This window comes from Streptomyces sp. NPDC001507, assembly GCF_042894765.1.
Taxonomy (GTDB): domain Bacteria; phylum Actinomycetota; class Actinomycetes; order Streptomycetales; family Streptomycetaceae; genus Streptomyces.
This window is the reverse complement of the sequence record NZ_JBIAVV010000012.1, coordinates 114724-141220: the sequence shown is the minus strand read 5'-3', so window position 1 is coordinate 141220 and position 26497 is coordinate 114724. Positions and strand designations below refer to the sequence as shown.

Annotated in this window: 26 protein-coding genes and 1 pseudogene; 17 read left to right on the top strand and 10 right to left on the bottom strand. The window is 72.8% G+C overall.

Translation table 11 applies throughout. The annotated features are described in order from the left end of the window. Positions 1-23 precede the first annotated feature (23 nt). Positions 24-494: a MarR family winged helix-turn-helix transcriptional regulator gene (locus ACFY0K_RS34900; protein WP_390643181.1), complete on the top strand. Its 471-nt coding sequence runs from the start codon at positions 24-26 to the stop codon at positions 492-494. A 102-nt stretch (positions 495-596) separates the two neighbouring features. Here the strand turns inward: ACFY0K_RS34900 and ACFY0K_RS34895 are convergent, their stop codons facing one another. After that, complete coding sequence (locus ACFY0K_RS34895) at positions 597-1493, bottom strand: LysR family transcriptional regulator (RefSeq protein WP_390643180.1); 897 nt, start codon at positions 1491-1493, stop codon at positions 597-599. Positions 1494-1630: 137 nt separating this feature from the next. Here ACFY0K_RS34895 and ACFY0K_RS34890 point away from each other — a divergent pair, with 137 nt between their 5' ends. From ACFY0K_RS34890 to ACFY0K_RS34855, 8 genes are all read left to right on the top strand, one after another. Then, positions 1631-1714, top strand: coding sequence for a putative leader peptide (locus tag ACFY0K_RS34890; RefSeq protein ID WP_350760414.1), 84 nt, complete (start codon positions 1631-1633; stop codon positions 1712-1714). A gap of 132 nt (positions 1715-1846) precedes the next feature. Further along, positions 1847-2968 (top strand): dimethylsulfone monooxygenase SfnG, encoded by a 1122-nt coding sequence (gene sfnG / locus ACFY0K_RS34885; RefSeq protein WP_390643179.1) that lies wholly within the window; start codon positions 1847-1849, stop codon positions 2966-2968. Between the two features lie 38 nt (positions 2969-3006). Continuing rightward, the gene (ssuE, locus tag ACFY0K_RS34880; protein WP_390643178.1) at positions 3007-3564 is read left to right on the top strand and encodes an NADPH-dependent FMN reductase; all 558 of its coding nucleotides are present in this window, start codon (positions 3007-3009) and stop codon (positions 3562-3564) included. Positions 3565-3568: 4 nt separating this feature from the next. Further along, a complete protein-coding gene (locus ACFY0K_RS34875) occupies positions 3569-4753 on the top strand; it encodes an SfnB family sulfur acquisition oxidoreductase (protein ID WP_390643177.1) in 1185 nt (394 codons plus the stop codon). A 30-nt stretch (positions 4754-4783) separates the two neighbouring features. Next, entirely contained in the window at positions 4784-5926 is a 1143-nt protein-coding gene (locus ACFY0K_RS34870; RefSeq protein ID WP_390643176.1) for an LLM class flavin-dependent oxidoreductase, read from the top strand. A gap of 177 nt (positions 5927-6103) precedes the next feature. Then, positions 6104-6727, top strand: a complete 624-nt coding sequence (locus tag ACFY0K_RS34865) for a DUF6230 family protein (RefSeq protein WP_390643175.1) — start codon at positions 6104-6106, stop codon at positions 6725-6727. A gap of 54 nt (positions 6728-6781) precedes the next feature. After that, positions 6782-7264, top strand: a complete 483-nt coding sequence (locus ACFY0K_RS34860) for a DUF6114 domain-containing protein (RefSeq protein ID WP_390643174.1) — start codon at positions 6782-6784, stop codon at positions 7262-7264. Positions 7265-7289: 25 nt separating this feature from the next. After that, positions 7290-7904 (top strand): hypothetical protein, encoded by a 615-nt coding sequence (locus ACFY0K_RS34855; RefSeq protein ID WP_390643173.1) that lies wholly within the window; start codon positions 7290-7292, stop codon positions 7902-7904. Positions 7905-8036: 132 nt separating this feature from the next. Here the strand turns inward: ACFY0K_RS34855 and ACFY0K_RS34850 are convergent, their stop codons facing one another. Both ACFY0K_RS34850 and ACFY0K_RS34845 read right to left on the bottom strand, forming a co-directional pair. Then, positions 8037-8930 carry a 3-hydroxyacyl-CoA dehydrogenase gene (locus ACFY0K_RS34850; RefSeq protein ID WP_390643172.1) on the bottom strand — a complete coding sequence of 298 codons (894 nt, stop codon included), beginning with the start codon at positions 8928-8930 and terminating at the stop codon, positions 8037-8039. Beyond that, entirely contained in the window at positions 8930-9910 is a 981-nt protein-coding gene (locus ACFY0K_RS34845) for a 3-hydroxyacyl-CoA dehydrogenase NAD-binding domain-containing protein (RefSeq protein ID WP_390643171.1), read from the bottom strand. The genes ACFY0K_RS34850 and ACFY0K_RS34845 overlap by 1 nt, the downstream gene beginning before the upstream one ends. Before the next feature lie 341 nt (positions 9911-10251). On the opposite strand from ACFY0K_RS34845, the gene ACFY0K_RS34840 reads away from it, so the two are divergent. The 3 genes from ACFY0K_RS34840 (at position 10252) to ACFY0K_RS34830 (ending at position 13653) form a co-directional block, all read left to right on the top strand. Beyond that, positions 10252-11529, top strand: a complete 1278-nt coding sequence (locus tag ACFY0K_RS34840; RefSeq protein WP_390643170.1) for an acyl-CoA dehydrogenase family protein — start codon at positions 10252-10254, stop codon at positions 11527-11529. Positions 11530-11586: 57 nt separating this feature from the next. Continuing rightward, the gene (locus tag ACFY0K_RS34835; RefSeq protein WP_390643169.1) at positions 11587-12804 is read left to right on the top strand and encodes a CaiB/BaiF CoA transferase family protein; all 1218 of its coding nucleotides are present in this window, start codon (positions 11587-11589) and stop codon (positions 12802-12804) included. 69 nt (positions 12805-12873) lie between these two features. Further along, positions 12874-13653 (top strand): crotonase/enoyl-CoA hydratase family protein, encoded by a 780-nt coding sequence (locus ACFY0K_RS34830; protein WP_390643168.1) that lies wholly within the window; start codon positions 12874-12876, stop codon positions 13651-13653. A gap of 15 nt (positions 13654-13668) precedes the next feature. Here the strand turns inward: ACFY0K_RS34830 and ACFY0K_RS34825 are convergent, their stop codons facing one another. Then, complete coding sequence (locus ACFY0K_RS34825; protein ID WP_390643167.1) at positions 13669-14931, bottom strand: PucR family transcriptional regulator; 1263 nt, start codon at positions 14929-14931, stop codon at positions 13669-13671. Between the two features lie 154 nt (positions 14932-15085). Here ACFY0K_RS34825 and ACFY0K_RS34820 point away from each other — a divergent pair, with 154 nt between their 5' ends. Beyond that, complete coding sequence (locus ACFY0K_RS34820) at positions 15086-16576, top strand: long-chain fatty acid--CoA ligase (RefSeq protein ID WP_390643166.1); 1491 nt, start codon at positions 15086-15088, stop codon at positions 16574-16576. Positions 16577-16601: 25 nt separating this feature from the next. Here ACFY0K_RS34820 and ACFY0K_RS34815 read toward each other — a convergent pair whose 3' ends face one another. The 3 genes from ACFY0K_RS34815 to ACFY0K_RS34805 are packed head-to-tail and all read right to left on the bottom strand — an operon-like array spanning position 16602 to position 19368. Beyond that, positions 16602-17183 carry a hypothetical protein gene (locus ACFY0K_RS34815; RefSeq protein ID WP_390643165.1) on the bottom strand — a complete coding sequence of 194 codons (582 nt, stop codon included), beginning with the start codon at positions 17181-17183 and terminating at the stop codon, positions 16602-16604. Continuing rightward, positions 17180-18679: an ATP-binding protein gene (locus ACFY0K_RS34810; protein WP_390643164.1), complete on the bottom strand. Its 1500-nt coding sequence runs from the start codon at positions 18677-18679 to the stop codon at positions 17180-17182. Before ACFY0K_RS34810 ends, ACFY0K_RS34815 begins: the two co-directional genes overlap by 4 nt. After that, positions 18676-19368, bottom strand: coding sequence for a response regulator transcription factor (locus tag ACFY0K_RS34805; protein ID WP_351956270.1), 693 nt, complete (start codon positions 19366-19368; stop codon positions 18676-18678). The genes ACFY0K_RS34810 and ACFY0K_RS34805 overlap by 4 nt, the downstream gene beginning before the upstream one ends. Positions 19369-19618: 250 nt before the next feature. On the opposite strand from ACFY0K_RS34805, the gene ACFY0K_RS34800 reads away from it, so the two are divergent. Further along, a complete protein-coding gene (locus ACFY0K_RS34800) occupies positions 19619-20395 on the top strand; it encodes a DUF3152 domain-containing protein (protein WP_390643365.1) in 777 nt (258 codons plus the stop codon). 1 nt (position 20396) lies between these two features. Next, positions 20397-20693: pseudogene (locus ACFY0K_RS34795) on the top strand (hypothetical protein); the annotation flags it as partial. Between the two features lie 590 nt (positions 20694-21283). Here the strand turns inward: ACFY0K_RS34795 and ACFY0K_RS34790 are convergent. The 3 genes from ACFY0K_RS34790 to ACFY0K_RS34780 form a co-directional block, all read right to left on the bottom strand. Next, on the bottom strand, positions 21284-22255 hold the full coding sequence (locus ACFY0K_RS34790; protein WP_390643163.1) for an RNA polymerase sigma factor: 972 nt from the start codon (positions 22253-22255) through the stop codon (positions 21284-21286). After that, the gene (locus ACFY0K_RS34785) at positions 22252-23658 is read right to left on the bottom strand and encodes a carotenoid oxygenase family protein (protein WP_390643162.1); all 1407 of its coding nucleotides are present in this window, start codon (positions 23656-23658) and stop codon (positions 22252-22254) included. Before ACFY0K_RS34785 ends, ACFY0K_RS34790 begins: the two co-directional genes overlap by 4 nt. Before the next feature lie 71 nt (positions 23659-23729). Continuing rightward, the gene (locus ACFY0K_RS34780) at positions 23730-24317 is read right to left on the bottom strand and encodes a hypothetical protein (RefSeq protein WP_390643161.1); all 588 of its coding nucleotides are present in this window, start codon (positions 24315-24317) and stop codon (positions 23730-23732) included. A 167-nt stretch (positions 24318-24484) separates the two neighbouring features. On the opposite strand from ACFY0K_RS34780, the gene ACFY0K_RS34775 reads away from it, so the two are divergent. Then, positions 24485-25750: a sensor histidine kinase gene (locus ACFY0K_RS34775; protein WP_390643160.1), complete on the top strand. Its 1266-nt coding sequence runs from the start codon at positions 24485-24487 to the stop codon at positions 25748-25750. Beyond that, complete coding sequence (locus tag ACFY0K_RS34770; RefSeq protein ID WP_390643159.1) at positions 25747-26466, top strand: response regulator; 720 nt, start codon at positions 25747-25749, stop codon at positions 26464-26466. The genes ACFY0K_RS34775 and ACFY0K_RS34770 overlap by 4 nt, the downstream gene beginning before the upstream one ends. The last annotated feature ends 31 nt before the right edge of the window (positions 26467-26497 follow it).

Below are 26497 nucleotides of genomic sequence, written 5' to 3'. Positions count from 1 at the left end.
TCAACAAGAGGAGCGGCGGCACGATGACAGCGCGACGGAAGGAACTCCCCACCGCCGAAGAGCTGCGGATCTGGCGGGACTTCATCGAGACGACCGAGGCGCTGCGCGCCGGGCTCGCGTCCCGGCTGCAGCGCGAGAGCTCCCTGTCGCCGGGCGACTACGCCGTGCTCCTCGCCCTGCGCGAGGCGGACGGGCGGCGGCTGCGCTCCTCCGACCTCGCGGCCCGCGTCGGCTGGGAGCGCAGCCGCCTCTCGCACCAGATCGGCCGCATGGAGCGGCGCGGGCTGATCCGGCGCGAGGAGTGCGTCACCGACAGCCGGGGCGCCGAGGTGGTGCTCACGCCGGAGGGCGCGGAGGCGTTCCGCAACGCGTCCCTGCCGCATCTGCGCGCCGTACGGGAGCTGTTCGTGGCCGCCCTCACGCCGGACCAGCTCGCCGCGGCGGCGGAGATCAGCACGGCGCTGCGGACCCACCTGACCGCGCTCGACAGCTGAGGTTCGCCGAGCGCTCCGCCGGAACGCTGCCGTGTGTCGTCTGCGGCGCCGTCGTGGCTGGTCGCGCAGTTCCCCGCGCCCCCTGACGGGCGCCGCACCCGCTCAGAGTTCGGCCGCCCGGCGCACGAACGTCTCGTACAGGTCCCGTGCGGCCTGCGGTACCGACTCGGCCCGCCGGCGCTGGAGCATCAGCACGACCTCGGTGGCGTCCCCGGCCAGCGGCCGGCACACGATCGTCCCGCCGCGCTCCAGCGGATCCCCGACCACGCTGAAGTCCGGCAGCACCGTCGCGCCCAGCCCCTCCGCGACCATCAGCTTGCCCATCTCGGCCCCGTCCGTCGAGTACGAGAAGACGGGGGTGCGGTCCGCCAGCAGCCGGTGCACGTAGCGGTGCATCACATACCCGGTGCGCATGGCGATCAACGGCACCGTGAGCAGGTCGTCGGCCGACACCTCGGTCAGGCCCGCGAGCGGACTGTCCGGCCGTACGCACACCACCGGCCGCCCGCGCAGCAGTTCGGTGGCCTCGAAACCGGCGGGCACGTCGTCGCCGTCGAGATGATTCACCAGCCCCAGGTCGAAACCGCCCTCGGCGAGCCCCCGGTGGATCTCCGTCTGCTGGGCGCCCACCACCTCGACCTGGGTGACCGGATGCGTGGCCCGGAAGTCCCGCAGCACCGGGATGAGCAGCGGTACTGTCGCCGCGTTGACCGTGCCGACCCGCACCATCCGGCTGATCCGGTGCTGCTCGCCCGCCGCCACCCGCAGCCGGTCCACCGCCTCCAGCACCTGGACGATGTGCGGCATCAGCTCCTGACCCGCCGCGCTCATCGTCGCCCCGGTCCGCTTGCGCTCCAGCAGGTCGATGCCCAGCTCCCGTTCCAGGTTCCGCACGGTCTCGCTCAACGCGGGCTGCGACAGGCGCAGTTCGTCCGCCGCCCGGCGCAGCGAGCCGAGCCGGGTCACGGCCGCTATGTATTCCAGCTGTTCGGTCCGCACCCCGGCAGAATGCGCCGCCATTCCGGGCGCGTTCAAGGGTTTCCCTGTCACACGTTCGTGAAATTCAATGGTCCGCGATGCGAGAACGGTCGGGTTTTCCTTGACGGCCCGCGGCGCCGGCTGCGAGCATCGACGGCATGAAGATGCGACTGGACCTCACGCGGCGACGCCACGTCGACCTCGCGCGCGTCTCCAGCGCCTCCTGTTGCGCCGCGGCCTGATCACCACCCCGTCAAGATCCGCCGCGCCCTCTTCCCCTCTCCTTTTCCCGCCTGAATTCACCGTGCCGCGCCCGCACCGCGCCGGGCCTCGTGAATTCTCGCGTGCCCGAAAACTCGCAACAGGAGCTCCGCATGCCCGTCGCGCCCGTGAAATTCGCCTACTGGGTCCCCAACGTCAGTGGCGGACTCGTCACCAGCAGGATCGAGCAGCGCACCGACTGGGGATACGACTACAACCGCGAACTCGCCGTCCTCGCCGAGAACAACGGCTTCGAGTACGCGCTCAGCCAGGTCCGCTACATGGCCAGCTACGGCGCCGAGTTCCAGCACGAGTCGACCAGCTTCAGCCTCGCGCTGCTGCTCGCCACCGAGCGCCTGAAGGTGATCGCCGCCGTCCACCCCGGTCTGTGGCATCCCGGCGTCCTCGCCAAGCTCGGCGCCACCGCCGACCACCTCTCGAACGGCCGGTTCGCCGTGAACGTCGTCTCCGGCTGGTTCAAGGGCGAGTTCACCGCGCTCGGCGAGCCCTGGCTGGAGCACGACGAACGCTACCGCCGCGCCGAGGAGTTCATCCGGGCGCTGCGCCAGATCTGGACCGAGGACCACACCGAACTCGCCGGTGACTTCTACCGGTTGCGGGACTTCTCCCTCAAGCCCAAGCCGCTCAACACCCCCGAGCGCCCGCACCCCGAGATCTTCCAGGGCGGCAACTCCACCGCGGCCCGCGCCATGGCGGGCCGCGTCTCCGACTGGTACTTCTCCAACGGCAAGGACTTCGACGGGGTCGTCGAGCAACTCAACGACGTCCGCAAGTCCGCCGCCGAGGCGGGTCGCACGCCACCGAAGTTCGGCCTCAACGGCTTCCTCATCGCCCGCGACACCGAGGCCGAGGCCCGCGACACCCTCCGCGAGATCATCGCCAAGGCGGACAGCGAGGCCGTCGAGGGCTTCGGCGCCGCCGTCAAGCAGGCGGGCCAGTCCGCCGCCGACGGCAAGGGCATGTGGCAGGACTCCACCTTCGAGGACCTCGTCCAGTACAACGACGGCTTCCGCACCGGCCTCATCGGCACCCCGGAACAGATCGCCGAGCGCATCGTCGCCTACCGGAAGCTCGGCGTAGACCTCCTCCTGCTCGGCTTCCTGCACTACCACGAGGAGGTCGAGTACTTCGGCAGGCGGGTGCTGCCCCTGGTCCGCGAACTGGAGGCGCAGCTCCCCGACCAGGAGCCCGGGCCCGCCCGGGCCCACGCCTGACCCTCCCGCCACCGCGAAGCCACGAAAGAGGCAGCTCCATGGCCACCGTCCTGTCCGTCTCCGGCAGTCCCTCCGCCTCCTCCCGCACCGGCCGCCTGCTGCGCCACCTGGACCAGCGGCTGACCGCCCAGGGCCACGAGGTGGTCCCGCTCGACGTCCGCACCATCCCCGCCGATGCCCTGCTCGGCGCCGACTTCCGGCATCCGGCGATCGTCGAGGCGACCGAGCTGTTCGCCCGCGCCGACGGGGTGGTGGTCGGCACCCCGGTCTACAAGGCCTCGTACTCCGGAATCCTCAAGGCCCTCCTCGACCTGCTCCCGCAGTACGCGCTCACCGGCAAGACCGTGCTGCCGCTGGCCACCGGAGGCTCCGTCGCACACGTCCTCGCCATCGACTACGCACTGCGCCCGGTCCTCAACTCCATGGGCGCCGCCCACATAGTCCAGGGCTGGTTCACCCTCGACAAGGACATCACCGTGGGGGAGGACGGCACCCTGGCCCTGGCACCGGCCGCCGCCGAGGCCCTCGCCCCGATCGTCGACCGGTTCTCCGCCGCGCTGCCCGGCCGCACCCCCGTCCTCGCCGTGGCGAGCTGACCCGATGGCCGCCCACGTCATCGCCGACGCCGCCGAGGCCCTCGCCGTGGCGGCGGCCCTGGCCGACGGGTTCCGGGCCGGAGCCGCCGCACGGGACGCCGAACGCAGGCTGCCCCGAACCGAGTTGGACCGCCTGTCCGCCTCCGGCCTGCTGGGTGTCACGGCGCCCGCCGAGTACGGCGGCGCGGACGTCGACGCCCCGACCCTCGCGGAGATCTTCCGCCTCCTCGGCTCGGCCGACGGCAGCCTCGCCCAGATCCCGCAGAGCCACTTCGTGTACGTGAACGTGATCCGCCGTCAGGGCACCGAGGGGCAGCGGAAGTTCTTCTTCGCCGAACTGCTCGCCGGCAGCCGCTTCGGCAACGCCCAGTCCGAGGCCGGCACGAAACACGTCCAGGACATCCGCACCCGCCTGGAGCGCCAGGGCGACGGCACCTATCTGCTGACCGGGGTCAAGCACTACTCCACCGGCGCCCTCTTCGCCGACTGGATCCCCGTCCTGGCCCGCACGGAGGACGACAACCTGCACGTCGCGTACGTGCCCCGGGACGCGCCCGGCCTCACGGTCGTCGACGACTGGGACGGCATGGGGCAGCGTACGACCGCCAGCGGGACCGTCCGGCTGGACGGCGTGGCCGTACCCGCCGACCGCGTGCTGCCCCACCACCTCACCTTCCAGGGGCCTCAACTCCACGGTGCAGTGGCCCAGTTGCTGCACGCTGCCATCGATGTCGGGATCGCCGGGGGAGCGCTGGCGGAGGCCGCGGAGTTCGTGCGCACCAAGAGCCGGCCCTGGTTCGAGAGCGGGGTGGAGTCCGCCGCCGAGGACCCGTTGCTGATCCAGCGGTTCGGTGAACTCGCCGTCCAGGTAAGGGCGTCCGAGGCCCTGCTGCGGGAGGCCGCCCGCGCGGTCGACACGGCCGGCGCCGACCTCACCGACGAGTCGGCCGCCGAGGCGTCCGTCGCCGTGGCCGCCGCGAAGGTGCAGGCGGCCGAGACGGCCGTGACCGTCGCCGGGGCGCTCTTCGAGGTGTCCGGCACCCGCTCGGCCCTCGACTCCCTCAATCTGCACCGGCACTGGCGGGACGCCCGGACCCACACCCTGCACGATCCGGCCCGCTGGAAGATCCAGCACATCGGCCGGTACGTCCTCAACGGCACCCGGCCGCCCCGCCACGGCCTCCTGTGACCCCACGCCCCCTCTCGATCGGAGACCCCCGTGTCCCTCACCTTCCACTGGTTCCTGCCCACCAACGGGGACAGCCGGCACGTCGTCGGCGGCGGTCACGGCACCCCGGCGACGGCCTCCGGACGGGACCGGCCGCCCACGGTCGCCTATCTGAGCCAGATCGCCAGGGCCGCGGAGGACCTCGGCTTCGTGGGGGCGCTCACCCCGACCGGCGCCTGGTGCGAGGACGCCTGGCTGACCACGGCGATGGTCAGCCAGCACACCGAGCGGCTGAAGTTCCTGGTCGCCTTCCGGCCCGGGTTCGTCTCACCGACGCTCGCCGCGCAGATGGCGTCCACCTTCCAGCGGCAGACCGGCGGACGCCTGCTGCTCAACGTGGTGACCGGCGGCGAGAGCCACGAACAGCGGGCCTACGGGGACTTCCTCGACAAGGACGCCCGGTACCGCCGTACCGGGGAGTTCCTGGAGATCGTACGGGGACTGTGGGAGGGCAAGGCGGTCGACCTGGACGGGGAGCACCTGCGGGTCGAGGACGCCAGGCTGGCCCGGGTGCCGGAGCCGGTGCCCGAGGTGTACTTCGGGGGGTCCTCGCCGGTCGCGGGCGAGGTCGCCGCCCGCTTCGTCGACGTGTACCTGACCTGGGGGGAGCCGCCTGCCCAGGTCGCCGCGAAGATCGCCTGGATCCGGGGGCTCGCGGCGGAGCAGGGGCGCACCTTGCGGTTCGGGATCCGGCTGCACGTCATCACCCGGGACACCTCCGAGCAGGCGTGGGCCGAGGCCGGCCGGCTCCTCGACGGGTTCGACCCGGAGACCGTGCGGTCGGTGCAGTCGGGGCTCGCCCGCAGCGAGTCCGAGGGGCAGCAGCGGATGCTGGCGCTGCACGGCGGCCGGCGGGACGCGCTGGAGATCCACCCCAACCTCTGGGCGGGCATCGGGCTGGTCCGGGGCGGCGCCGGCACCGCCCTGGTCGGCTCCCACGACGAGGTCGCCGAGCGGATCAGGGAGTACGCGGCGCTGGGCATCGAGGAGTTCGTGCTGTCCGGGTACCCGCATCTCGAGGAGGCGTACTGGTTCGGCGAAGGGGTGCTGCCCCGGCTGGCCGCGCAGGGCGTGTGGCGGCACCCGGCCGGAACGGGTGAAGTGCCGTCGGCGCAGGTGCCGTTCGCGTCCTGAGGGCGGGGCACCGGCTCGGTCACCCGAAGAGAGCAGCAGAACTTGCGTCACTCGTCCGGCGGGCCTGGCGTGCAGTCGGTCGGCGCAGCCGGGAGCCTAGGATCCATCACCGGACGAACGGTGCATCTGCTGCCTTGTCGGCATGGGTGGGACCACCTCACGACCGAAGGAGACGGGATGTCGCACCGCGCCGGAAGAACCCGTTGGAGACGCTTCGCGGTGGTCCTGGTGCCCGGCGTCGCCGCCTGCGCGGCCGTGGGCGTCGCCATGGCACAAGGGGCGCTCGCCGCCTCGTTCTTCATCTCCGGACAGCAGTTCCAGGTCGCCGCCGACAGACTGACGGCCCGCGGCTTCAGCCTCTACGGCATGGTGGACGTCACGAGGAAGCACGAACTCGTGCCCGTCGTGGTCTCCGGGTTCCGGCACGCCACGCTCAGCGGGCTGTGCCAGTCCGTCGTCGTCGACGTCCCCGTGCTGGGCACCCAGACGCTGCGGCTCACCGGTGGTGACAGCCGCCCGGCCGAGGCCTCGAACCTGTTCATCGACGCGACGAGCGAGTCCGTCGCCGAGGCGGATTTCGGCAGCCTCGACATCGGCGTCGCGCAGGGGGCCGTCACCAAGGGCCCGATCAGGCCGGGGGACCGGGACTCGCGCTTCTTCGATCCCGACGGCGTCGCCCAGCAGTCGCTGACGACCACCCTGGACGACGTGCGGGTGACCGCGGTCGCGGTCTCCGCGGGCACCCTCAACGTTCCCGGTCTGCGACTGCGGGTCGAGCACGGCGACCACGCATGCTTCTGACCCGGGTGGCCGCTGTGCACGGGGACCGTAACCGCACTCATCAGGACAGGACGCGTGATCACCAACCCTTTCGGCAGAGGACGTGAACTGCTCGCCAGAGCGCCGGAGTTCCGGCCCAGGTTCCGCACCTGGCGTGGCGAACGTCCCTTCTGGGCCGGGCTGTTCACCTTCGCCGCCGGTCTGCCCATCCTCTACTGGCCGTACGCGAACCTGAATCTGGGCGGGATTCCGCTCGCCCTGTCGACCACCTCCGGCGCCGGCTCCCTGCTGATCGGAACGCTGCTCCTGACCCTGGGCATCGCGCTCTGCTGGCGCCCCCATCTCCGGGTGTTCGCCGGGATCGCCACCCTGCTGCTCGCCGTCGTCTCCTTCCCCGTCGCGAACTTCGGCGGTCTCTTCCTCGGTGTGGCCTTCGGCCTGGTCGGCGGCTCCCTGGCCTGTGCCTGGCTGCCGCCCCCGGCCGGTGAACCGCCGACGGCACCGGACCACCGGTCCGCGCCGACGGCCGCGGCGGGGGAGGAGCGCAGTGGCACCTGACCCGTGCGCGCGTACGGCCGGCCGCGTGTCCGGTCGTGCGGCCCGGCCCCTGGCGGCCGCGCTGGCGGTGGTCGCCGTGCTCGTGCTCCCGCGCCTCGACGTCCCGCACCTGTCCGGCAGTGATGGCGCGCGGCTCGGTTCGTCGCCTCCGGCCCGGCCCGCGAAGGGCCCCTGCGTGCTCCGCGCCGACCGGCTCGTGCTCCGCGGCGCCCGGTTCCGCGGGGTGGTCTCGCTGCGCACCGGGACCGGAAGCGTCCGGGCCCTGAAGTTCACCGTACGGTCGCTGGACGCCGTCAACCTCGATCTGACCGCGGGCCGGGGCCGCTCGGCGATGCGCCTGCGGGCGAGGCCGGCGACCACCTCCACGCTCAAGGGGCCGGGCACCGGCGGGGTGACGACCATCTACGTCCGCAGACTGACCGGCAGGGTCACGGGCCTCGGGGGTAGCCCGCTCCCGGCCGACCGCACCGTCTCCGTCACCCCCGACGCCGTACCGCGCTGGCTCTCGCACCCGGCCACCCGCACCCGCACCATCACGCTCGCCGCGGCGACCGCCTCCCAGATCACCCAGTTCGGCGGCCGGCTCTCCATCAAGGGCCCGCAACTGCGGACGACGCGACGGGCCCCGCACGGTGCGTGACGTCGGGCGAGCGCCGGCCGTGCGTGACGTCGGGCGGGGACCGGGCGTCCTGGCCGGGTGCCGTCGGCTCCGGCCGGCTGCGGCGTCGTGGCCGGCCGCGCAGTTCGGCGCGCCCCTTCGGGGCGCCTCTTGTCACGCCGTTCGCAGGACGGCGTGGGCGATGCCGGTGAGGTTGCCCTGGACGACGAGGAGCTCGTGGCGGTCCGATCCGTCGAGGGCGGCCGTGTAGACGGATCCGCCCAGGTCCGTCACGTACATGCGGTCACCGTCCGGGTCGAGGGCGATGCCGATGCCCTCCATGAGGTGGGCCACGAGGATCTCGGACGTCCAGCGGCCGTCCGGCGGGTCCAGCGGGGCCCGGTTGACGCTGTTGCCCCGGGGCGGGTCCCCGCGGTCCGTCCAGTACAACATCCTTGCCTCGAGGTCGAGTTCGAGGTCGATCGGCTCCGGCAGTCCGCCGAACAGGACCTCGACGTCGTCGCGCCGGTCCGGTGTCTGCCCGGCGGGCAGGGCGATGCCGGCCCGCAGGATCCGGCCGGCTCCCGCGTCGCTCGGACCCTTCTGGGACCAGTACAGGTGTCCGCCGGCGGGGTCGACGGCGACGCCCACGCACCACCGGGTCTCGTCGCGGCGGTCCTCGTCGCCCTCGCCGGTCTGGACGAGGGTCTCGACGTCCGAGCCGTCCAGGTCGCAGCGCATCACGCGCATGCCCTCGCGGTCGCCCCAGTACAGCTTCCGGTCCGCGGCTTCGAGGTGCAGCTGCTTCGGCGTGTGCGTGGTGCCCACGGCGACGATCGTCGTCCGGTGGCCGCCGTCCAGGTCCACGCGCTCGACGGAGCCGTCGTTCTCCGCCGGGACGCCCATGTTCGTCCAGTAGACGTGCCCGGCGCCGACGTCCACGGCGATGCCGTCGGGGATCCGGCACCCGGTGACGAGGACCGTCTTGTCGGAGCCGTCGGGGCGCACCGAGAACAGGCGGCCACCGCCGCTGGCCTCCAGCACGAACAGTCTCTCCCGGCCCGCCATCACGGTCCCTCCTCCGGGTCCGGCCCGCTCGCGGTCGCGGCCGGGTCGTGCCGCGCGCGCACGGCCAGCAGGGCCGCGAGCATGGCGTCACGGCGGGCGGACAACTCGTCGACCGAGTGCCCGTCCGCCTCCTTCAGGACACCGCTCACGATCGTGTCCCTGAGCTCGGGCGTGAACTCGGGGGCGCGCAACTGGTCCCAGGAAGCGGCCATGCGCGGCATGAGGGTGTCCATGAAGTGCTGGATGCCGCCCTCGCCGCCGCCCAGGTGCCACAGCAGGGACGGGCCCATGACGCCCCAGCGCAGCCCCGGCCCCCAGGACACGGCGTCGTCGGCGTCGGCCACGTCGAGCACGCCCTCCTGGATCAGGTACACGACCTCGCGATACAGCGCGACCTGGATGCGGTTGGCGACGTGCCCGGGGAGTTCCTTCTTCAGGTGGATCGGCCGCTTGCCGATCGCGGCGTAGAACGTCATCGTGTCCCGGACCGTCTCCGGGGCGGTCCCGGTGCCGCCGACCACCTCCACCAGGGGGATGACGTGCGGCGGGTTGAACGGGTGGCCGATGACGGTCCGTTCCGGGTGCCGGCAGCCGGCCTGGATGGCGCTCATCGTGATGCCCGACGAACTCGACGCGATGATCGCGTCCGGTGGTGTGGCCTCGTCGAGGTCGGCGAACAGTTCGACCTTGAGCTCCGGCCGTTCGGGCGCGTTCTCCTGCACGAAGTCGGCGTCCGCGACGGCCTGCCGCAGGTCCGGGGTGAAACCGAGACGGTCCGGTGAGGCGCCGGGGACGAGCCCGATCGCGGCGGCCGTGTCCCAGGCGCCCGCCACGTACGACCGCAGGGCCGCCTCGGCGCCGGGTGCGGGGTCGGTGGCCGTGACGTCGAAGCCACGGACGAGATAGTGCGTCGCCCAACTGGCACCGATGGTGCCGGTCCCGACGATCGCCACGCGGTGGACGGGCCTGTGCGATGTCATGGCTGATCACTGCTCCCGGTCGTTGGCCACGGAGATCCGTGGAGGTGCCGTGCGGCGGCCACGCGACCACCCTCGGACGGGGGACGGGCCGGCGCATCGGGCTGTGCGCCCAGGAATCGGGCGGGTTCTTGGTCCCGGGGTACAGGGCCCTTCGGCCGGCGGTCCCCGGCGCCGCCCGGGACCGCCGCCCCAGGCGAATGGGCACTGGAGGGTGCGAATTGGTACAGGGATACCAAATCGGTCGGCAATCTGGTGTCCTGCGCCCAGTGGCTGCGCCCCCGCCGCCTCCTAGCGTCGACCGCACCGGCCCCACAGGGAGTCCCGACCGGAAGGAACGGCACATGAAGACGGCACACGGCGCGGCAGCCGATCAGGGCCACGCTCCCGCGAGCCCCGACGGGAACTCGTCCGGGGTGGAGCCGCCCGTTCTGGGCGGACCGGAGTTCTCCGACTACTTCCTGCTGGACAACCTGCTCACCGACGACCAGCGGGCCCTCAAGAACAAGGTCCGCCGGTTCATGGACCAGGAGGTCGTCCCGGTCATCAACCCGTACTGGGAGCGGGCGGAGTTCCCCTTCGAGCTGGTGCCCAAGCTGGCGCAACTGGACATCGCGGGCTTCCAGATCGCCGAGTACGGCTGCCCCGGGATGAGCAACGTGACGGCCGGCCTGGTCATCCTCGAACTGGCCCGGGGCGACCTGAGCATCTCCACCATGATGGGGGTCCACTCGGCCCTGGCCATGATGTCGATCGCCCTGCTGGGCTCCGAGGAACAGAAACAGCGCTTCCTGCCGGCGATGGCGCGGATGGAGAAGCTCGGCGCCTTCGGCCTGACCGAGCCCACGCACGGCTCGGACGTGGTCAAGCTCGAGACGACCGCGCACCGCGACGGCGACTCGTACGTCATCAACGGCCACAAGCGGTGGATCGGCAACGCGACCTTCGCCGACTACTCGATCATCTGGGCCCGCGGCGACGACGGGCACGTGGGCGGCTACGTGGTCGAGAAGGGCACGCCGGGATTCGACGCCCGGGTCATCAAGGGCAAGACGGCACTGCGCTGCGTCCAGAACGCGCAGATATCCCTCACCGACGTCCGGGTGCCGGCCGCGAACCGGCTGGCGAACGTCCACACCTTCCGCGACACCGAGAAGGTCCTGCTGGCCTCCCGCTTCTGTGTGGCCTGGGAGTCGATCGGAGCGGCCGTCGCCGGCTACGAGACGGCCCTGGCCTACGCGAAGCAGCGCAGGCAGTTCGGGATGCCGCTGGCCGCCTTCCAGCTCATCCAGTACCGGCTGTCGCGGATGCTCGCGGACATCACCGACATGCTGTGCATGCAGTACCGGCTGAGCCAGCTCCTGGACGAGGGCGAGTACTCGATGCCCCGGGTCGCGCTGGCCAAGATGCACTACACCGAACGGGCCCGGGCCATCCTCGCCGACGCCCGGGACATGCTCGGCGGCAACGGGATCCTTCTCGACTACCACGTGGCCAGGCACCTGTGCGACATCGAGGCGATCGACACCTACGAGGGCACCGACACCGTGCAGGCGCTGATCGTCGGCCGTGACATCACCGGCTACAGCGCCTTCGTGCCCGCCGCACCCGGCCACCACTGACCCGGCGCGCGCCGCGGCGAGGACGAACCAGGTACAGAGCGAGGACAGGGAGCCGTCATGAGCACCACGCCCCTTCTGGAGGGACTGCACGTCGTCGATCTCGCGAGCTTCATCGCCGGGCCCGCCGCGGCCACCATCCTCGGCGACTTCGGCGCCGACGTCGTCAAGGTGGAACCCCCGGGCGCCGGCGACGCCTACCGTTCACTCAGCCGCATGCCACCGAACCCCCGCGTCGAAGGGGTCAACTACCCCTGGCAGCTGGACAACCGCAACAAACGCAGCATCGCCCTCAACCTGAAGGCACCCGACGCCAGGGCCGTGGTCGAACGACTCGTCGCCTGGGCGGACGTCCTGGTGACCAACTTCCCGCCGCACACCCGCGCGAAGCTCGGCCTGGACTACGACGACCTGGCCCCCCTCAACGCCCGGCTCGTCTACGCCGACGTCACCGGCTTCGGCGAGGAGGGCCCGGACGCGCACCTGCCCGGGTTCGACGTGACCGCGTTCTGGGCCCGCAGCGGCCTCATGGACATCACACGCCAGCACGACGCACCCCCGGCGATGAACGCGTTCGGATCGGGCGACCACCCCACGGCGATCAGCCTGTTCGCCGGGATCATGACCGCCCTGTACCGGCGGGAGCGGACCGGCGAGGGCGCCCGCGTCACCGCGTCGCTGGTCGCCGAGGGCGCCTGGGCGGCCGGCATGTGGCTGCAGGCCGTATTGGTCGGCGGGAAGGGCCCCCGCCCGAGCGACCGGACCGACCCGCCGAACGCGCTCGCCAACGCCTACCGCACCGCGGACGACCGCTGGCTGCTGCTGGCCTTCGCCAACGAGGACAAGCAGGTCCCCCTCTTCCTGCAGGCGATCGGCCACCCCGAGGCCGTCGAGAACCCGCACTACGCCGACTCGCAGAGCCGCCGCGCCCACGCCGGCGAGATCGCCGGTGTGCTGGACAGGACGTTCGCGGCCCGTCCGCTGGCCGAGTGGCGGCAGGTGCTCGACGCCGCGGGCCTCACCTACGGAGTCGCCCAGACGATCGAGGAGTTCGCCCACGACCCCCAGCTCGTGGCCAACGGGATCCTCGTGCCGATCGACGACGGCAGCACGGAGCCGCACCTGACGGTCGACAGCCCCGTACGCCTCGACCAGGAACCGAAGGTCCGCCCGCGCCCGGCGCCCGACCTGGGCGAACACACCGACTCCGTGCTCCACGACCTCGGCTACGACGAGGCGGGGATCGAGGAACTGCGCAAGGCCCGGGCAGTCGCCTGAAGCCGTACGGCCGGCAGGGCCGGGTGGCGGACCGGCAGCAGGACCGGGGGGAGAGAAGGAAGACACGTCATGACCACGACCGCGAACGCACCGACGGTACGGACCCAGGAGATCGACGGCATCTTCGTGATCACGATCGACCGGCCCGCGGCCCGCAACGCCGTCGACGGTGCCACCGCCCGCGCCCTCGCCGCCGCCCTCGACCAGCTGGAGGCCCGCGACGACCTCAGGGTCGGCATCCTCACCGGGGCAGGCGGCGTCTTCAGCGCGGGCATGGACCTCAAGGCCTTCGCCGCCGGCGACAAGCCCATCGTGAGCGGACGGGGCTTCGCGGGGATCACCCGCGCCCGGATCAGCACCCCGCTCATCGCCGCCGTCGAGGGCTACGCGCTGGGTGGCGGCACCGAGATGGCGCTGGCCTGCGACATGATCGTGGCCGCCCGCGACGCGACCTTCGGCCAGACCGAGGTCCGCTACGGCATCGTGCCGCCCGAGGGCGGCATGGTGCGCCTGCCCGAGCGCATCCCGCACAACATCGCGCTGGAACTCCTGCTCACGGGCGAGACCCTGCCGGCCGAGCGCGCCGAACGCTTCGGCCTCGTCAACGAACTCACGGAACCGGGCCACGCGTTGCAGCGGGCCCTCGAACTGGCGAGCAGCATCGCGCTCAACGCGCCGCTGGCGGTGGCGGCAGTGAAACGTGTCGTCAACGAGCGGCGCGCCTTCAGCGACGAGGACGCCTTCGCCGAGCAGGACCTCATCGCCGATCCGGTGCTGGCCTCCCACGACGCCCAGGAGGGCGCCCACGCCTTCGCGGAGCGGCGTCAGCCCCACTGGGAAGGCCGCTGACGGGAGCCGCGCCGCTCAGCCGGTACTCGTGCGCAGCAGCGTGGAGCCGAGGTACTGGACGGCACGCAGCGCGATCTCCAGATCGGTGTGCTCCTTCTGGATCGGGTGCCCCATGATCTCCTCGGCCTTGCGGATCCGGTACTGCACGGTGTTCTTGTGCAGGATCTGGGCGCTCGCGGTCGCGGTGTAACTGCAGCCGTTGTCCAGGAAAATCTGAGCGGTCTCCCGCAGCCGTGCGCTGTTCTCGTCGTCGACGGCGAGCGGACCGAGGACGCCCCACACCCAGGAGCGGATGTCGTCGACGTTCGAGGCCATCAGGGCGATGGGCGCCACGGTGGCGAACGGGGTGAACCGGGGGACCGGATCGGCCACCGCCGCGAGCTCGTGCGCGCGCAGTGCCTGCCGGTGGGTGGCGCGGAACCCCTCGACATCGCTTCCGACGCACCCCGCGCACAGGTGGACGGAGGGATCGCCGTGCTCCAGCACGGCCGAGACCAGCTCCCAGGAGACGTCGGTGTCCCGGCCCAGCGGCAGCCACGCCCAGGACACGATCGCGTCCCGCGGGACGCACAGCGGCCGGGCCGAGCAGCCGAGCCGGCGGGCGATCTCGTCGACGACCCGGTGCAGCCGGGAGAGCCCCTCACCCCCGTCGCTGGGCGTGGGCAGCCAGGCCACCAGCCCGAGATGGTGCTGCCGGAGCCGGTAACCGAGGGCCGGTTCGACCCGGTTGAGGTCGACGTCGCCCGCGGCCAGGACGTCACGCACCCGGGCGGCGCGCGCCGCGGTCTGGCTGAGCAGCCAGTTGTCGCGTTCGTGCTGGTAGACCGCGATGACATGCTCGGTGACCCGGTCGATGTAGCCGAAGCTCGTCTGCAGCATGCGCCGGTTGGTCGCGACGGCCAGGTCCTCGGCGGCGTTCTGCCGGTTGAGTTCGTCCAGACACCACTGCAGGAAACGCCAGTGACCGATCCGGTAGGCCCGTACCAGGGCGCTCAGCGGAATTCCCCGCTGTGCGAGTCTTCTGGCGTACTCGAGGGCGGCGGCGGGCCCCTCGACCTTCTCCAGGGGAATGTCGTTCTCGAAGACGTGCAGCAATGTGCCGGCGTTCTCCGTGATACTCGCCCGCAGGATCTTGACCATGGTCGCGTCGCCCCTGAGCTCCGGTATCTCGGCGATGACGTAGTCCCCGATGTCACGGCCGACCTCCGGAAGGCGTGACCCTACGTTCTCCGCGACCACGGACAGTTGTTTCGCGGCCTCTGGATGCTCCGCAGCCATGCCTCAAAGCTAGCCGCAGAGTGGTCCGGCGGCACCAATTAGGGCTCCGGGGTCGTATCGGGAGTCCAGTGATTTCCGTGCGTTCCGGGCCTACCCTCGCCTCGTTCGAGCCCTTGAGAAACGGCCGGAAAGTGCTCGTCGAAAGGCCTGCGCCATGAATCTCGCCCACCACGTGCCCGACAGCGCCGGGACGCATCCGGACCACCCCGCGCTCCGCCTGGGGGACACCACCGTCTCCTACCGCGCGCTCGACCGGGACAGCGCCCGGATGGCCGGACTGCTCCAGCACCGGGGCGTGCGGCCCGGCGACCGGGTCGCGCTCATGCTGCCGAACGTTCCCGAGTTCGCCGTCGTCTACTACGGCGTACTCCGGGCCGGCGGCGTCGTCGTGCCGATGAACCCCTTGCTCAAGTCCCGTGAGGTCCGGTACTACCTCGGCGACTCCGGGGCCCGGACGCTGTTCGTCTGGCACGACTTCGCCGACGAGGCGATCGCGGGTGCGCGGCAGGTGGACGCGGAGGCGGTCGTCGTGCGTCCGGGCGCCCTCGACGAACTGCCGCCAGCCGCCCGCCCCCAGGAGGACCTGACGGACCGTCACGACGACGACACCGCGGTGATCCTCTACACCTCGGGGACGACCGGTCGGCCGAAGGGTGCCGAGCTGACCCACGCCAACCTGGACCGGAACTGCGGCATCGCGGCCAGCGGGCTGTTCCGGCTCACCGCCGACGACGTGATCTTCGGCGGACTGCCCCTGTTCCACGCTTTCGGGCAGACCTGCACCCTCAACGCCGCCGTGGCCTCCGGCGCGTGCCTCACCCTGCTCCCGCGCTTCGACGCTGCGCAGGCCCTCGGCATCCTCGACGCCCACGCGGTGACCGTCTTCGCCGGGGTGCCGACGGTGTACAGCAGGCTCGTACGGCAGCCCGGCAAGGAGGGGTACGACACCTCCAGGCTGCGCGTGTGTCTCGCGGGCGGCGCCGAACTGCCCGTCCAGGTGCTGTACGACTTCCAGGACGCGTTCGGCTGCGTCGTCCTCGAAGGCTACGGACTGTCGGAGACCTCGCCCGTCGTCTCGGTCAACACCGAGCAGGCCGGACCCAGGCCCGGCTCGGTCGGCACCCCGATCCCGGGGGTGCGGGTCCGGGTCGTCGACGGCGGCAGGGAGGTACCGCGGGGGGAGACGGGCGAGATCACGGTCCGCGGGCACAATGTCATGAAGGGGTACTGGCAGCGCCCCGAGGAGACCGCCGCCACGATCCGGGACGGCTGGCTGCACACCGGGGACCTCGGCCGGGTGGACCAGGACGGGTACCTCTGGATCGTCGGCCGGAAGAAGGACGTGATCATCCGGGGCGGCTACAACGTGTACCCCCGTGAGGTCGAGGACGTGCTCTACGAGCACCCGGACGTCGCCGACGCCGCGGTCGTCGGCATTCCCGACCCGGACCTGGGCGAGGAGGTCGGAGCGGCGGTCGTGCTCCGGCCGGGGGCCCGCGCGACGGCCGAGGAACTGCGCGCGTACGTCAAGGCCCGGGTCGCCGCCTACAAGTACCCGCGGAAGGTGTGGCTCGCGGGCGCCCTGGCCAAGGGACCCACCGGCAAGATCCTCAAGCGGGAGATCGTGCCGCCGGCCGGGCGATGAGAGGGGGTGCCGACGCGGACGGATGTCAGAGGCCGGGGCACCTCGTCGCGGCTCCCTCGACGCGCCGGCCGCCCGGGAACGCGACCGTCACCGGTTCGGGTTCGGCACCGGGGTCGGCCACGCGCCGTGCCGCGTCGGCCGTGCACGCGATTTGCGCGGCCGCGAGACCGGGATCGCCCGGCTCGCCCGCCGCGGAGGACAGCCGGACGAGGATCCGGTCAGCCCTCGCGGTCACCCGCACGAGACCGGCCCAGGACCTCGCCTCGGGCACGACGGCGGTGCCGCCGTCCGCCGGAACGGCCGGGACCGCCGTCGGCGCGCCCGTGGGCAGGGGCAGCCGCGTGGTCACTCCCTTGCGCAACTCCGCGCTGGTCGGGCCCCGCAGCAGATCCCGCACCGCCGACTCCACGTCGCCCGGCGCGTCGGTCGGGCGCCGGACGGCGATCAGCGCGCCGTCCCGCACGAAGTACAGCCGCGCCGCCGGCACGACACCCGCGGCCGGACCGCCCGCCTGCACCACACCGGTCGCGGGGATGCCGCAGGAGGCCAGGACGCACACCGCCGCGGGGACCAGGAGCGCGAGGCGGGCCCGGCGCCGGACGGTCACCACCGGTCCTCCCGGGGCGGCTCGGCGGCCGGCAGGGGCAGCCGTACGGTGAAGACGGCGCCGCCCCCGGGCCGGTTCGCGGCGCGGACCGTGCCGTCGTGCACCCGGACGTTCTCCACGGTGATCGCGAGGCCGAGGCCGCTGCCCTCGGTGCGGGTGCGGGCGGCGTCCGACTTGTAGAAGCGCTCGAAGACCTGCGGCAGCACGTCCTCCGGGATGCCGGGGCCGCTGTCCAGGACCTCGATCACCGCGAGCCGTGCCCCGCCGGTGCCCGCGCCGGGTTCCCCGCCGTCGTACAGGCGCAGGGTGACGGGCTGGGCGCCGTGCCGCAGCGCGTTGCCGACCAGGTTGGCCACGACGACGTCGAGCCGGCGCGGGTCGACGCGGCCGCGCAGGGCGCCGGGCGGCGGCAGTTCGCACTCCACCAGGCCGGTCCAGGCGCGGGCGTCGAGGGTGCGGCGCAGCGACTCGGCGAGGTCGATCTCGTCCAGGTTCAGCACCGCGGCGCCCGCGTCGAAACGGGAGATCTCCATCAGGTCGTCCACCAGCCGGGCCAGCTTCATGGTCTCCTCGCTGATCAGGCGGACGGCGGTGGCGGTGTCCGGGTCGAGGCGGGCGGCGTCCTCGTCGAGGACGTCGGTGACGGCGGACATGGCGGCGAGGGGCGTGCGCAGTTCGTGCGACACGTCGGCGGCGAACCGGCGAGCCCGGGCCTCCATGCCGCGCAGCTCGGCCACCGACTTCTCCAGCGCGGCGGCCGTCTCGTTGAACGTGTGGGAGAGATCAGCGAGTTCGTCGGATCCGTCGACGGCGAGCCGGGTGTCCAGACGGCCCTCGGCGATGCTGCGGGTGGCGCGGCGCAGCGCCCGCACCGGACGCAGCACCCCGCGCGCGGCGAGCAGCGCCAGCAGCACGGCGAGCGTCAGCGCGGGCACGGCGGCGCGTTCGGCGGCGGTGACCAGGGCGTCGACGTAGGCGCGCTCCGTGGTCTGCGGGACCGTCAGGAAGACGTGCACCCCGGAGGCATGGACGCCCTTCGCGGGTGCCTCGGCGAAGGTGACGGACATGCCGACGACGAGTGCGGTGCGGTCGCCGACGGCCACCCGCTGGAAGACCGTGGCCATGCCGGAGCCGACGGCCTCGCGGATGGCCGGGGTGAGTTCGGCGAAGCGGTCGCCGGGGGCCGAGGTCGCGCTCAGGCGGCCGTAGGTGGCCAGCACCCGCCAGCTCCCGGAGGGCTCGGAGCGGGCCACGTCCGCCGCGAACCGGGCCAGCGCCGCCCGGTCCGGCGGGAAGGCGATGTCCGGGGCGAGGCGCCCGACCTGGGTGCGCAGCTGCTGGATCACGGCGTCCTGGCTCTGCTGGAGCACACCGGTGCGGGCCTCGCGGAAGGTCAGGGCGCCGGTGGTGGCGGCCGTGACGGCGGCGACCAGGGTGAAGGCGAGCACCAGGCGGATCCGCAGACCGCGCAGCTGCGGCAGACGCGGGCGTCTCACCGGGCCGCGAACCGGTAGCCGAAGCCGCGCACGGTCTGGATGAAACGCGGCTCGCGCGGCGGCTCGCCCATCTTGGCGCGCAGCCGCCGCACGCAGGCGTCCACCAGGCGCGCGTCCCCGTGGTAGCTGTGCTCCCACACCGCCTCCAGCAGCTGCTGCCTGCTGAACACCTGCCCCGGCGAGGCGGACAGGGTGAGCAGCAGCCGCAGCTCGGAGGGGGCGAGCGGGATGGGCACCCCGGCGCGGGCGACCGAAAGCCCGGCCCGGTCGACGGACAGGTCCCCGTAGGTGTAGATCTTCGGTATGCCGCCCTCGGCCGGCGGGCCGCCCGCCCGGCGCAGCACGGCCCGGATGCGGGCCTCCAGCACCCGCGCCTGCACGGGCTTGACGACGTAGTCGTCGGCGCCCGCCTCCAGGCCCACGACGATGTCCTCGTCGTCGCCGCGCGCGGTCGCCATGACGATCGGCAGGGTCTGGTCGAGGCCGCGGATGCGGCGGCACACGTCGAGTCCGGGCAGCCCAGGCAGCATGAGGTCCAGCACCACGACGTCCGGCCGGAAGGACCGCACCCGTTCCAGCCCGTCCTCCCCGGTCGGGACGGCGGCGACCTCGTGCCCCTGGCGGCGCAGGGCGAGGGCCACCCCCTCCCGGACGGCACGGTCGTCTTCGATCAGCAGAACGCGTGGCATGCACTCAGTATCCGCATGAGATCCGTACAGCTGTCCGTTTGTTACGGGATGATCATATAAACCGGCAACGTCTCGCCCGTTATCTTTCCGTTATCGCTTGCGCCAGGTCCGATCACATCCCGATCACAGCCTGACGGTCATGACCACGAGCACAGCACGTTCCTCCCGTGGCCGCCGCCGAAGCGGCCCCTCCCATGCCGTCCACCGCGACCGGAAAGGGAGGGGGTCTCTCCTGGGGGCGGTGGCCGCGCTGGCGGTTCTGGGGGCCGCCGGGTTCGCGGCCGTCGACGCGGGATCGTCCGGTGCGGGAGCGCCGCACGCCGGCGACAAGGGTGGGCCCACCGAACGGGCCCGGTCCGGTCAGGCCGGCGCCACCGGTCCGGCGCGCGGCTCCCGGTCGCCCTCGCCCGGACCGGCCACCGGCTCCGTCTCCCCGGGCCCCACCGTCTCGACCACGCCGGAGATCCCGGCCACCGGGCCGGGCACGTTCGTCACCGCGGCCGGCGGCAGCACCCGGGTCGGCAGCGGCACGCTCCTGCGCTACCGGGTCGACGTCGAGAAGGGCATCGGCCTCTCCACCGCGGACGTCGCCCGGCAGGTCGAGCGCATCCTGGCCGACCCGCGCGGCTGGACCGCCGACGGCCGCTCGGCGTTCCAGCGGGTGTCGAGCGGTCCGGCCGACTTCGCCGTCCGGGTCGCGACGCCCGGGACGGTGGACAGGATCTGCGGGGAGTACGGGCTGGACACCGGGGGCGAGGTCAACTGCGACGTGGGCCGGCAGGTCATGGTGAACCTCAGGCGCTGGCTGCTCGCGACCCCGGTCTACGCCCACCGTGTCAAGGACTACCGGGCGCTGATCATCAACCACGAGGTCGGCCACTTCCTCGGCCACGGGCACGTCGGCTGCCCCGGACCCGGGCGTCCGGCCCCGGTGATGATGCAGCAGATCAAGGGCATGCACGGCTGCCTGCCCAACGTCTGGCCGTACGACGGCAAGGGCCGGTACCTGACGGGACCGTCGGCATGACATGAAGGCTCAAGTGAGCTGGTGCGCTCCCGAAGTGACCGCACCCGACCGGCCTCGGCCCGACGACGAGCACGCCGACCTGTGGCTCACCCCCGCCGAACTGGCCTCGTGGATGTCGGTGGTACGGCTCATCACCCGGCTGCCCTGGGCCCTCGACGCCCAGTTGCAGCGGGACGCCGACCTCAGCACGGTCGAGTACATGGCCATGGCGATGCTCTCCGAGGCCCCCGGCCGGACCCTGCGGATGAGCACCCTGGCCGAGGTCGTCAACTCCTCGCTGTCCCGCCTTTCGCACCTCGTGAAGCGGCTGGAGAAGCGCGGTTACGTCCGGCGCGAGCCGGACCCGCAGGACGGGCGTTTCACCAACGCCGTCCTCCTGCCCGAGGGCATGGCCAAGCGGGAGTCGGCCGCACCCGGGCACGCGGCCGACGTGCGCCGCCTCGTCGTCGACAACCTGTCCGCCGAGCGCCCTGCGCCGGCTCGGCCAGGACGCCGAGCGCATCCTCCAGCGCGTCGACTCGCCCGTGCGCTGAGCCCGCACACCGGGCTCGTCCGCTGGGCCCGTCCGCCGGGCGTGGCTCGGCGACTTGGGGGCCGACGCGTCGCGGCCCACTGCTCGCGGCCCGCGTCGCCGAGTTCCTTGAGCAGCAGCGTCAGGGTCGCGAGGCGCTCCGGACCGAGCAGGTCCTCGATCCACCGGCTGGTCTCCCGCGCCTGCTCGCGGCCCAGCGCCGCGCGATCCCGCCCGGCGGGAGTCAGGGCGACCAGCTGCCGGCGCCGGTTGTCCGGGTCCGTGTTCTTGGTGATCAGGCCCCGCGCAAGGAGCCGGTCGAGCAGGGGAGCGAGCGTCGACCGGTCGACCGCGGCGAGCCCCCGGCGCCTGACGGGTCACAGCACCGGGAGCCGTTCCATCGCCTGGAGCGGCCGCGGATGGACGAGGCGCAGCCGGTGCACCCGGCCGGCCTCGTCCAGCGTCATGAGCCAGGCCACGGCGGGCGGGCAGTGCCCGGGGGCGTCGGCCGGTTTGGCGATGTCCATCTCCCAGACGGCCAGCGACCGGCCGGCGACCGCATGGACGAGCCGCTGCCGTACCCCGGCCGCGACGTCGCCGTCCATGGCGCGCACCAGCAGGTCGCCGCCCCCGACCCGGTCGCCGCCCCTGAGCAGCGCGACCTCCGGCGACCAGCGTTCCGTGAGCAGTGCTCCGAAGTGCCCGCTCTCGGCGGCGGCGAGGGTCTCCCGGGCCTGGGTACGGCTGTCCCGGGTACGCCGCGCGGTGTCGCCGTGCGCGGTGTCCGCCGTACCGGCCAGGGCGGCCGCGAGCTTGGCCCGGCCTTGGCTGAGCCGGCTGCGGACGGTGCCGACGGGGATCCCGCAGACGCCGGCTATCCGCTCGTACGAGGTGACGCTCGTGGTGAAGTGGCGCAGCACCAGCGGCAGCCGCAGTGCCGGGGAGAGCTCCTCCAGTGCCTCCCATACCCAGTCCCGCAGCGCGCTCTGTTCCAGCCACTGCTCCGGACCGGCCTCCGTGGACGGCAGGTGCAGGCCCTCGTCCACCGGCCGGACCGGGACCGCGTCCCGCAGCAGGGAGCGGGCGGCGTTGCGCACGATCATCCGCAGCCATGGGCCCACCGCCCCCGGGTCGCGGACGTCACCGATCCGCCGGAGCGCGGTCAGGGCCGCGTCCTGCACGACGTCCTCGGCGTCCGGGCCCGGCCCGAGCAGGCTGAGCGCCACCGCGCGCATCCCCGCGCGGTGACGTTCGAGCAGCAGCCCGAGGGCGGCGACCTCCCCGGCCTGCGCCGCCCGCGTGAGCACCGCGTCCTCGAGCCGCGCGGCTCCGGCCGTCTCCCGGCTCATCGTCCCGGCCTCCCTGCTCTCGCGGGCCTCGGGCGGTCCTGGTCCTGGCCGTCGCCGGGTTCCGGCAGCCAGCTGCCGTGGAAGCCCGCCGGGACAGCGTAGGGGAGTTCCACCACCGCCTGCTCGGAGAGGTCGGTGGCGTCGAGGACGAGCAGTTCCCCGGCCTTGCCGTCGTCGTCGGAGACGAGCGAGAGCAGCCAGCCCTCGTCCTCGCTCCGGCCGTCCGCGGCCGGGACGAACACCGCCTCACCCGCGTAGCGGGCACCGGGAGTCGCGTGAACCCGGGTGGTCTCGCCGGTGAGGTCGTGCTTGGCGATGCCGTCCCCCGAGACCGTGTACAGATAGCGGTTCTCGCGCCCGGTCAGCGTCTCGTTGTGGGTGGGGAACTCGGCGTCCCGGTCGTCCAGTTGGCGCTCGGTGGCCCGGCCGGAGGCCGGGTCAAGGGTCCAGCGGTACAGCACCGAGGGCGTCTGGACGAGGCCCGGCTCCGGTACGACGGCAACGCCGGTGGACCCGCCGATGTCGCCCCAGGCGTGCTCGAACCTGTCGTGGTCGTAGCGCACCGCGTCGAGCACGATCCGCCCCTCGGCGTCCTCGTGGGCGTTGCCGACGTGGAAGACGTAGCAGGGGTCGACGTCGAACCAGCGCACCTCGGCGCTGCCGGGCGTGCGGGACATGATGCCGAGCCGGGCGCCGTAGCCGTCGTCCCACCGGTAGGGCATGCCGCCCTGCCCGGCGAGTTCGGGCCGGAAGACCACGGGCAGGTCCATCCAGACGATGTGGTGCTCGGTGATCGCGAAGTCGTGCATCATCGTCGGGCCCGGCACCTCGACCGGGCGGCTGTCGACCAGCTCCCCGTCCGCGGTGACCCGGTGGTAGGTGAGGTACGGCGGGGCGAACCCGGTGCCGAACAGGTGGAGTTCGCCGGTGACCGGGTCCTCCTTGGGGTGTGCGGTCATCGCGGTGGTCAGCCTGCCGCCGAAGTCGTACGGGCCGACGGTCTCCAGCGCCGGGGTGACCCGGTAGGGGAAGCCGACCTCGCACAGCGCCAGCACCGTGTCCGCGTGCCGGATGACATGCGTGTTGCCCGGCGTCGCGGTCAGGTCGAAGGTGCCGTCCGCGCGGACGAAGGGGTGGCCGTCCAGCTCCCTGGTACGGATCCACCGGTTGCGGTACCACTCGGCGCGGCCGTCGCGCAGCCGTACACCGTGCAACATGCCGGGGCCGGTGAACCAGTGGCCGTCGTCCTCGCCGGGCAGCGGGTTGGGGCCGTTGCGCAGGTAACGGCCGTCCAGCTCGGGCGGGAGGGTGCCGCGTACGGTGAGGTCGAGGGCCTCGTGCTCCTCGGGGACCGGCGCGAAGCGGCCCCGGAGGTAGCGGGGGAGGGTGGTCTCTTCGGTCATGGTGCTTTCCTTGTCCGGGCCGGCGGGGCGGCGCCGGCCGCGTGCGGGGTCGGGTCCGGCGCGGCCGCGGGTCACTCGGGTACGGACAGCAGCCCCTGCGACTCCAGCAGGCGCCGCTGCACCCGCTCGGGGTAGACCTTCGTGAAGACGATCGGGACGGCGAGACCGACGACGTGGGCGCTGATGCCGACCCAGGCCGGGGCGTCCACCGCGCCGCCGACGGCCAGGACGACGGCGATGAAGCTGAAGCCGGCTCCCCAGGCGCTGGTGATGTGGTTGTTGACCTGGAGGAACTGCGGCATGTCCCAGTACTCGCGCGGCGTCTGGCGTTTGGCGATGCCCAGGGTGAAGGGGCGGCGGACCGCCATGGATCCCCAGGCGGTGGCGGCCAGCCAGGCGAACGAGAGGACGTCGCTGTGGTCCTTCAGCGCCGAGTCGGGGTCCGCGACGGAGACGGCGCCGATCACGACGAAGTACACGATGGTGCTGACCTCCAGGATCAGCGCGTCGAGGTCGACACCCCGGCGCAGGTCCTGGAGCAGGAGCAGCACGCCCGAGACGACACCGCCGAGCGCACCCCACCGCCAGTCGACGAAGCCCGAGACGACACCGGCGACGATCCAGGGGACGAAGCCGCGCAGGTAAGCCACAAAACCCATGGAGTGATCCTTGCTGGACGAAGACGAGGATGAACGGGACGGCCGCGGAGGGGGGTTGCTCCGCGGCCGTCCCGTGAACCGACACGAACTAGATGCGGGGCGAACGCCAAAGTTCGACCGTCGGAGTGTGACCCTCGTCACGGTGACTCGCTGCCATACTGACCTGCGTGACGCGTACGGGGGCGGGGCGGGACACCTGGCGCCGGCTGCGCTGCCGGATCGCCCGACGCCGGTATCCCTACGCGGTGTTGCTCGGGTTCCTCGCGGTCGGCGAATCCCTCGCGGAGTTCGTCGCCGGCCACGGCTCGGTCCCGCGGCTGTTCAACGACGCTGCCTCCGGCGGTGCCGGCCGTGTACAACTCATCCTGCTGTTGGGGCTGTTCTGTCTGGCGACGGCGCTACCGCCGCTGTTCCTGCGCCCGTTGACGGCCGGCGTCACGGTCACCGTCGCGAGCCTCGGCTCGTTCACCGTCCTGCACACCCTGACGGTCGCGGGACTCGCCGCCCAGCTCGTCGCCCAGTACCGGCTGGCGCGCACCGGTCACACGCTGCTCGCGCTCCTGCTCGGCGCACCCTTCCTCGCCCTGGCCCTCGCCACCGTCCCGGGCACGGCTCCGGACGCGGGCTCGGGCACGGCGGCTCGCACGGTGCTCCTCGCGGTGCTCGCGCCCGCCGCCGCCTGCGCCGGACTCGCCGCGCGGGCCGCAGAGCACCGCCGCGCGCACTCCGCGGTACGCCGGGTGATGGCCGCCACCGAGTGGGAGAACGCGGCGCGGGGTGAGCGCGCCCGGATCGTCCGTGAGCTCCACGACGTCGTCGGCCACCACCTCTCCATGATCGCCATACAGGCCGAGACCGCCCGGGTGGCCACCCCCGGCATGCCCGCCCAGGGTGCCGAACGCCTCCTCGGCATCGGGGACACCGCGCGCGCCGCGCTCACCGAGATGCGCCGGCTGCTCGGTGTGCTGCGCGAGGACACCGGGTCCGCCACCGGCGGCGAGCGCAGCCCCCAGCCGGACCTGCGTCACCTCAACGACCTTCTCGACGAGGCCCGTTCGGCCTCCGGCGGCGGTGTCCGCCTGGTCCTCAGCGGCTTTCCCCGTGCCCTGGACCCCGGGGTCGAGCTCGCCGTCTACCGGATCGTCCAGGAGTCCCTCACCAACGCCCGCAAACACGCCCCGGGCGCCGCCGTGGACGTCGAACTGCACTATGGCGCCGACCGCGTGCACCTGCGCGTTCGCGACAACGGACCCGGGCCGACCGCAGACCGGCCGTCCGACGGACACGGCTTGCTGGGTATGCGGGAGCGGGCCGCCGCGGTGGCCGGGGACGTCCGCACCGGCTCGGCGGACGTCGGAGGCTTCCTGGTGGCCGCCCGCTTTCCCGCGCCGCCGCGCGACGACCCCGAGGCCAGGACGGAGGAGAGCGCATGAATGTCCTCACCCCGCCGATCCGCGTCGTGATCGCCGACGACCACCTGGTCGTCCGGACCGGCTTCGCCGCGTTGCTGGACTCCCAGCCCGACTTCACCGTCGTCGGCACCGCCGCCGACGGTGCCGAAGTGATCGACGTGTGCCGCGAAACCGGCCCGGACGTCGTCCTGATGGACATCCGCATGCCGGGCCTGGACGGCATCGAGGCCACCCGGCGGCTCCTCGGCACCGCCCCGGAACGGATCGACGGGCCGCGGGTCCTCATCCTCACCACCTTCGACCTGGACGAGTACGTGCACGACGCCCTGCGCGCCGGTGCCAGCGGCTTCCTGCTCAAGGAGGTCACCGCCGAGCGGCTCTTCGACGCGGTACGGGTCGTCGCCGCCGGGGACGCGCTGCTCGCCCCCGCCGTCACCCGCCGGCTGATCGACGAGTTCGCCCGCCTGCCCGACCGGGCCGCCGCCGGCCTCCCGCCGCCTCGCCCGGGCACCCTCACCGCCCGCGAGACCGAGGTCCTGCTGCTCGTCGCCGAGGGCCTGTCGAACCCGGAGATCGCGGCCAGGCTCGTCGTCGGCGAGGAGACGGTCAAGACCCACGTCAGCCGGATCCTCGCCAAGCTCGGCCTGCGTGACCGTACGCAAGCCGTCATCGCCGCCTACGAGTCCGGACTCGTCGTCCCCCGTGCGAGGGATGCGAAAGCTGGCTCCGAGGGGTGACGTATCCGGCCGCCGCGCTTCCTAGCCTGTC

Coding starts and splice junctions, on each gene's coding strand:
- ssuE (WP_390643178.1), top strand. CDS start 3,007: ATGGCCACCGTCCTGTCCGTCTCCGGCAGTCCCTCCGCCTCCTCCCGC.
- ACFY0K_RS34840 (WP_390643170.1), top strand. CDS start 10,252: ATGAAGACGGCACACGGCGCGGCAGCCGATCAGGGCCACGCTCCCGCG.
- ACFY0K_RS34845 (WP_390643171.1), bottom strand. CDS start 9,910: ATGACATCGCACAGGCCCGTCCACCGCGTGGCGATCGTCGGGACCGGC.
- ACFY0K_RS34900 (WP_390643181.1), top strand. CDS start 24: ATGACAGCGCGACGGAAGGAACTCCCCACCGCCGAAGAGCTGCGGATC.
- ACFY0K_RS34835 (WP_390643169.1), top strand. CDS start 11,587: ATGAGCACCACGCCCCTTCTGGAGGGACTGCACGTCGTCGATCTCGCG.
- ACFY0K_RS34865 (WP_390643175.1), top strand. CDS start 6,104: ATGTCGCACCGCGCCGGAAGAACCCGTTGGAGACGCTTCGCGGTGGTC.
- ACFY0K_RS34850 (WP_390643172.1), bottom strand. CDS start 8,930: ATGGCGGGCCGGGAGAGACTGTTCGTGCTGGAGGCCAGCGGCGGTGGC.
- ACFY0K_RS34830 (WP_390643168.1), top strand. CDS start 12,874: ATGACCACGACCGCGAACGCACCGACGGTACGGACCCAGGAGATCGAC.
- sfnG (WP_390643179.1), top strand. CDS start 1,847: ATGCCCGTCGCGCCCGTGAAATTCGCCTACTGGGTCCCCAACGTCAGT.
- ACFY0K_RS34785 (WP_390643162.1), bottom strand. CDS start 23,658: ATGACCGAAGAGACCACCCTCCCCCGCTACCTCCGGGGCCGCTTCGCG.
- ACFY0K_RS34890 (WP_350760414.1), top strand. CDS start 1,631: ATGAAGATGCGACTGGACCTCACGCGGCGACGCCACGTCGACCTCGCG.
- ACFY0K_RS34790 (WP_390643163.1), bottom strand. CDS start 22,255: ATGAGCCGGGAGACGGCCGGAGCCGCGCGGCTCGAGGACGCGGTGCTC.
- ACFY0K_RS34825 (WP_390643167.1), bottom strand. CDS start 14,931: ATGGCTGCGGAGCATCCAGAGGCCGCGAAACAACTGTCCGTGGTCGCG.
- ACFY0K_RS34805 (WP_351956270.1), bottom strand. CDS start 19,368: ATGCCACGCGTTCTGCTGATCGAAGACGACCGTGCCGTCCGGGAGGGG.
- ACFY0K_RS34780 (WP_390643161.1), bottom strand. CDS start 24,317: ATGGGTTTTGTGGCTTACCTGCGCGGCTTCGTCCCCTGGATCGTCGCC.
- ACFY0K_RS34875 (WP_390643177.1), top strand. CDS start 3,569: ATGGCCGCCCACGTCATCGCCGACGCCGCCGAGGCCCTCGCCGTGGCG.
- ACFY0K_RS34770 (WP_390643159.1), top strand. CDS start 25,747: ATGAATGTCCTCACCCCGCCGATCCGCGTCGTGATCGCCGACGACCAC.
- ACFY0K_RS34820 (WP_390643166.1), top strand. CDS start 15,086: ATGAATCTCGCCCACCACGTGCCCGACAGCGCCGGGACGCATCCGGAC.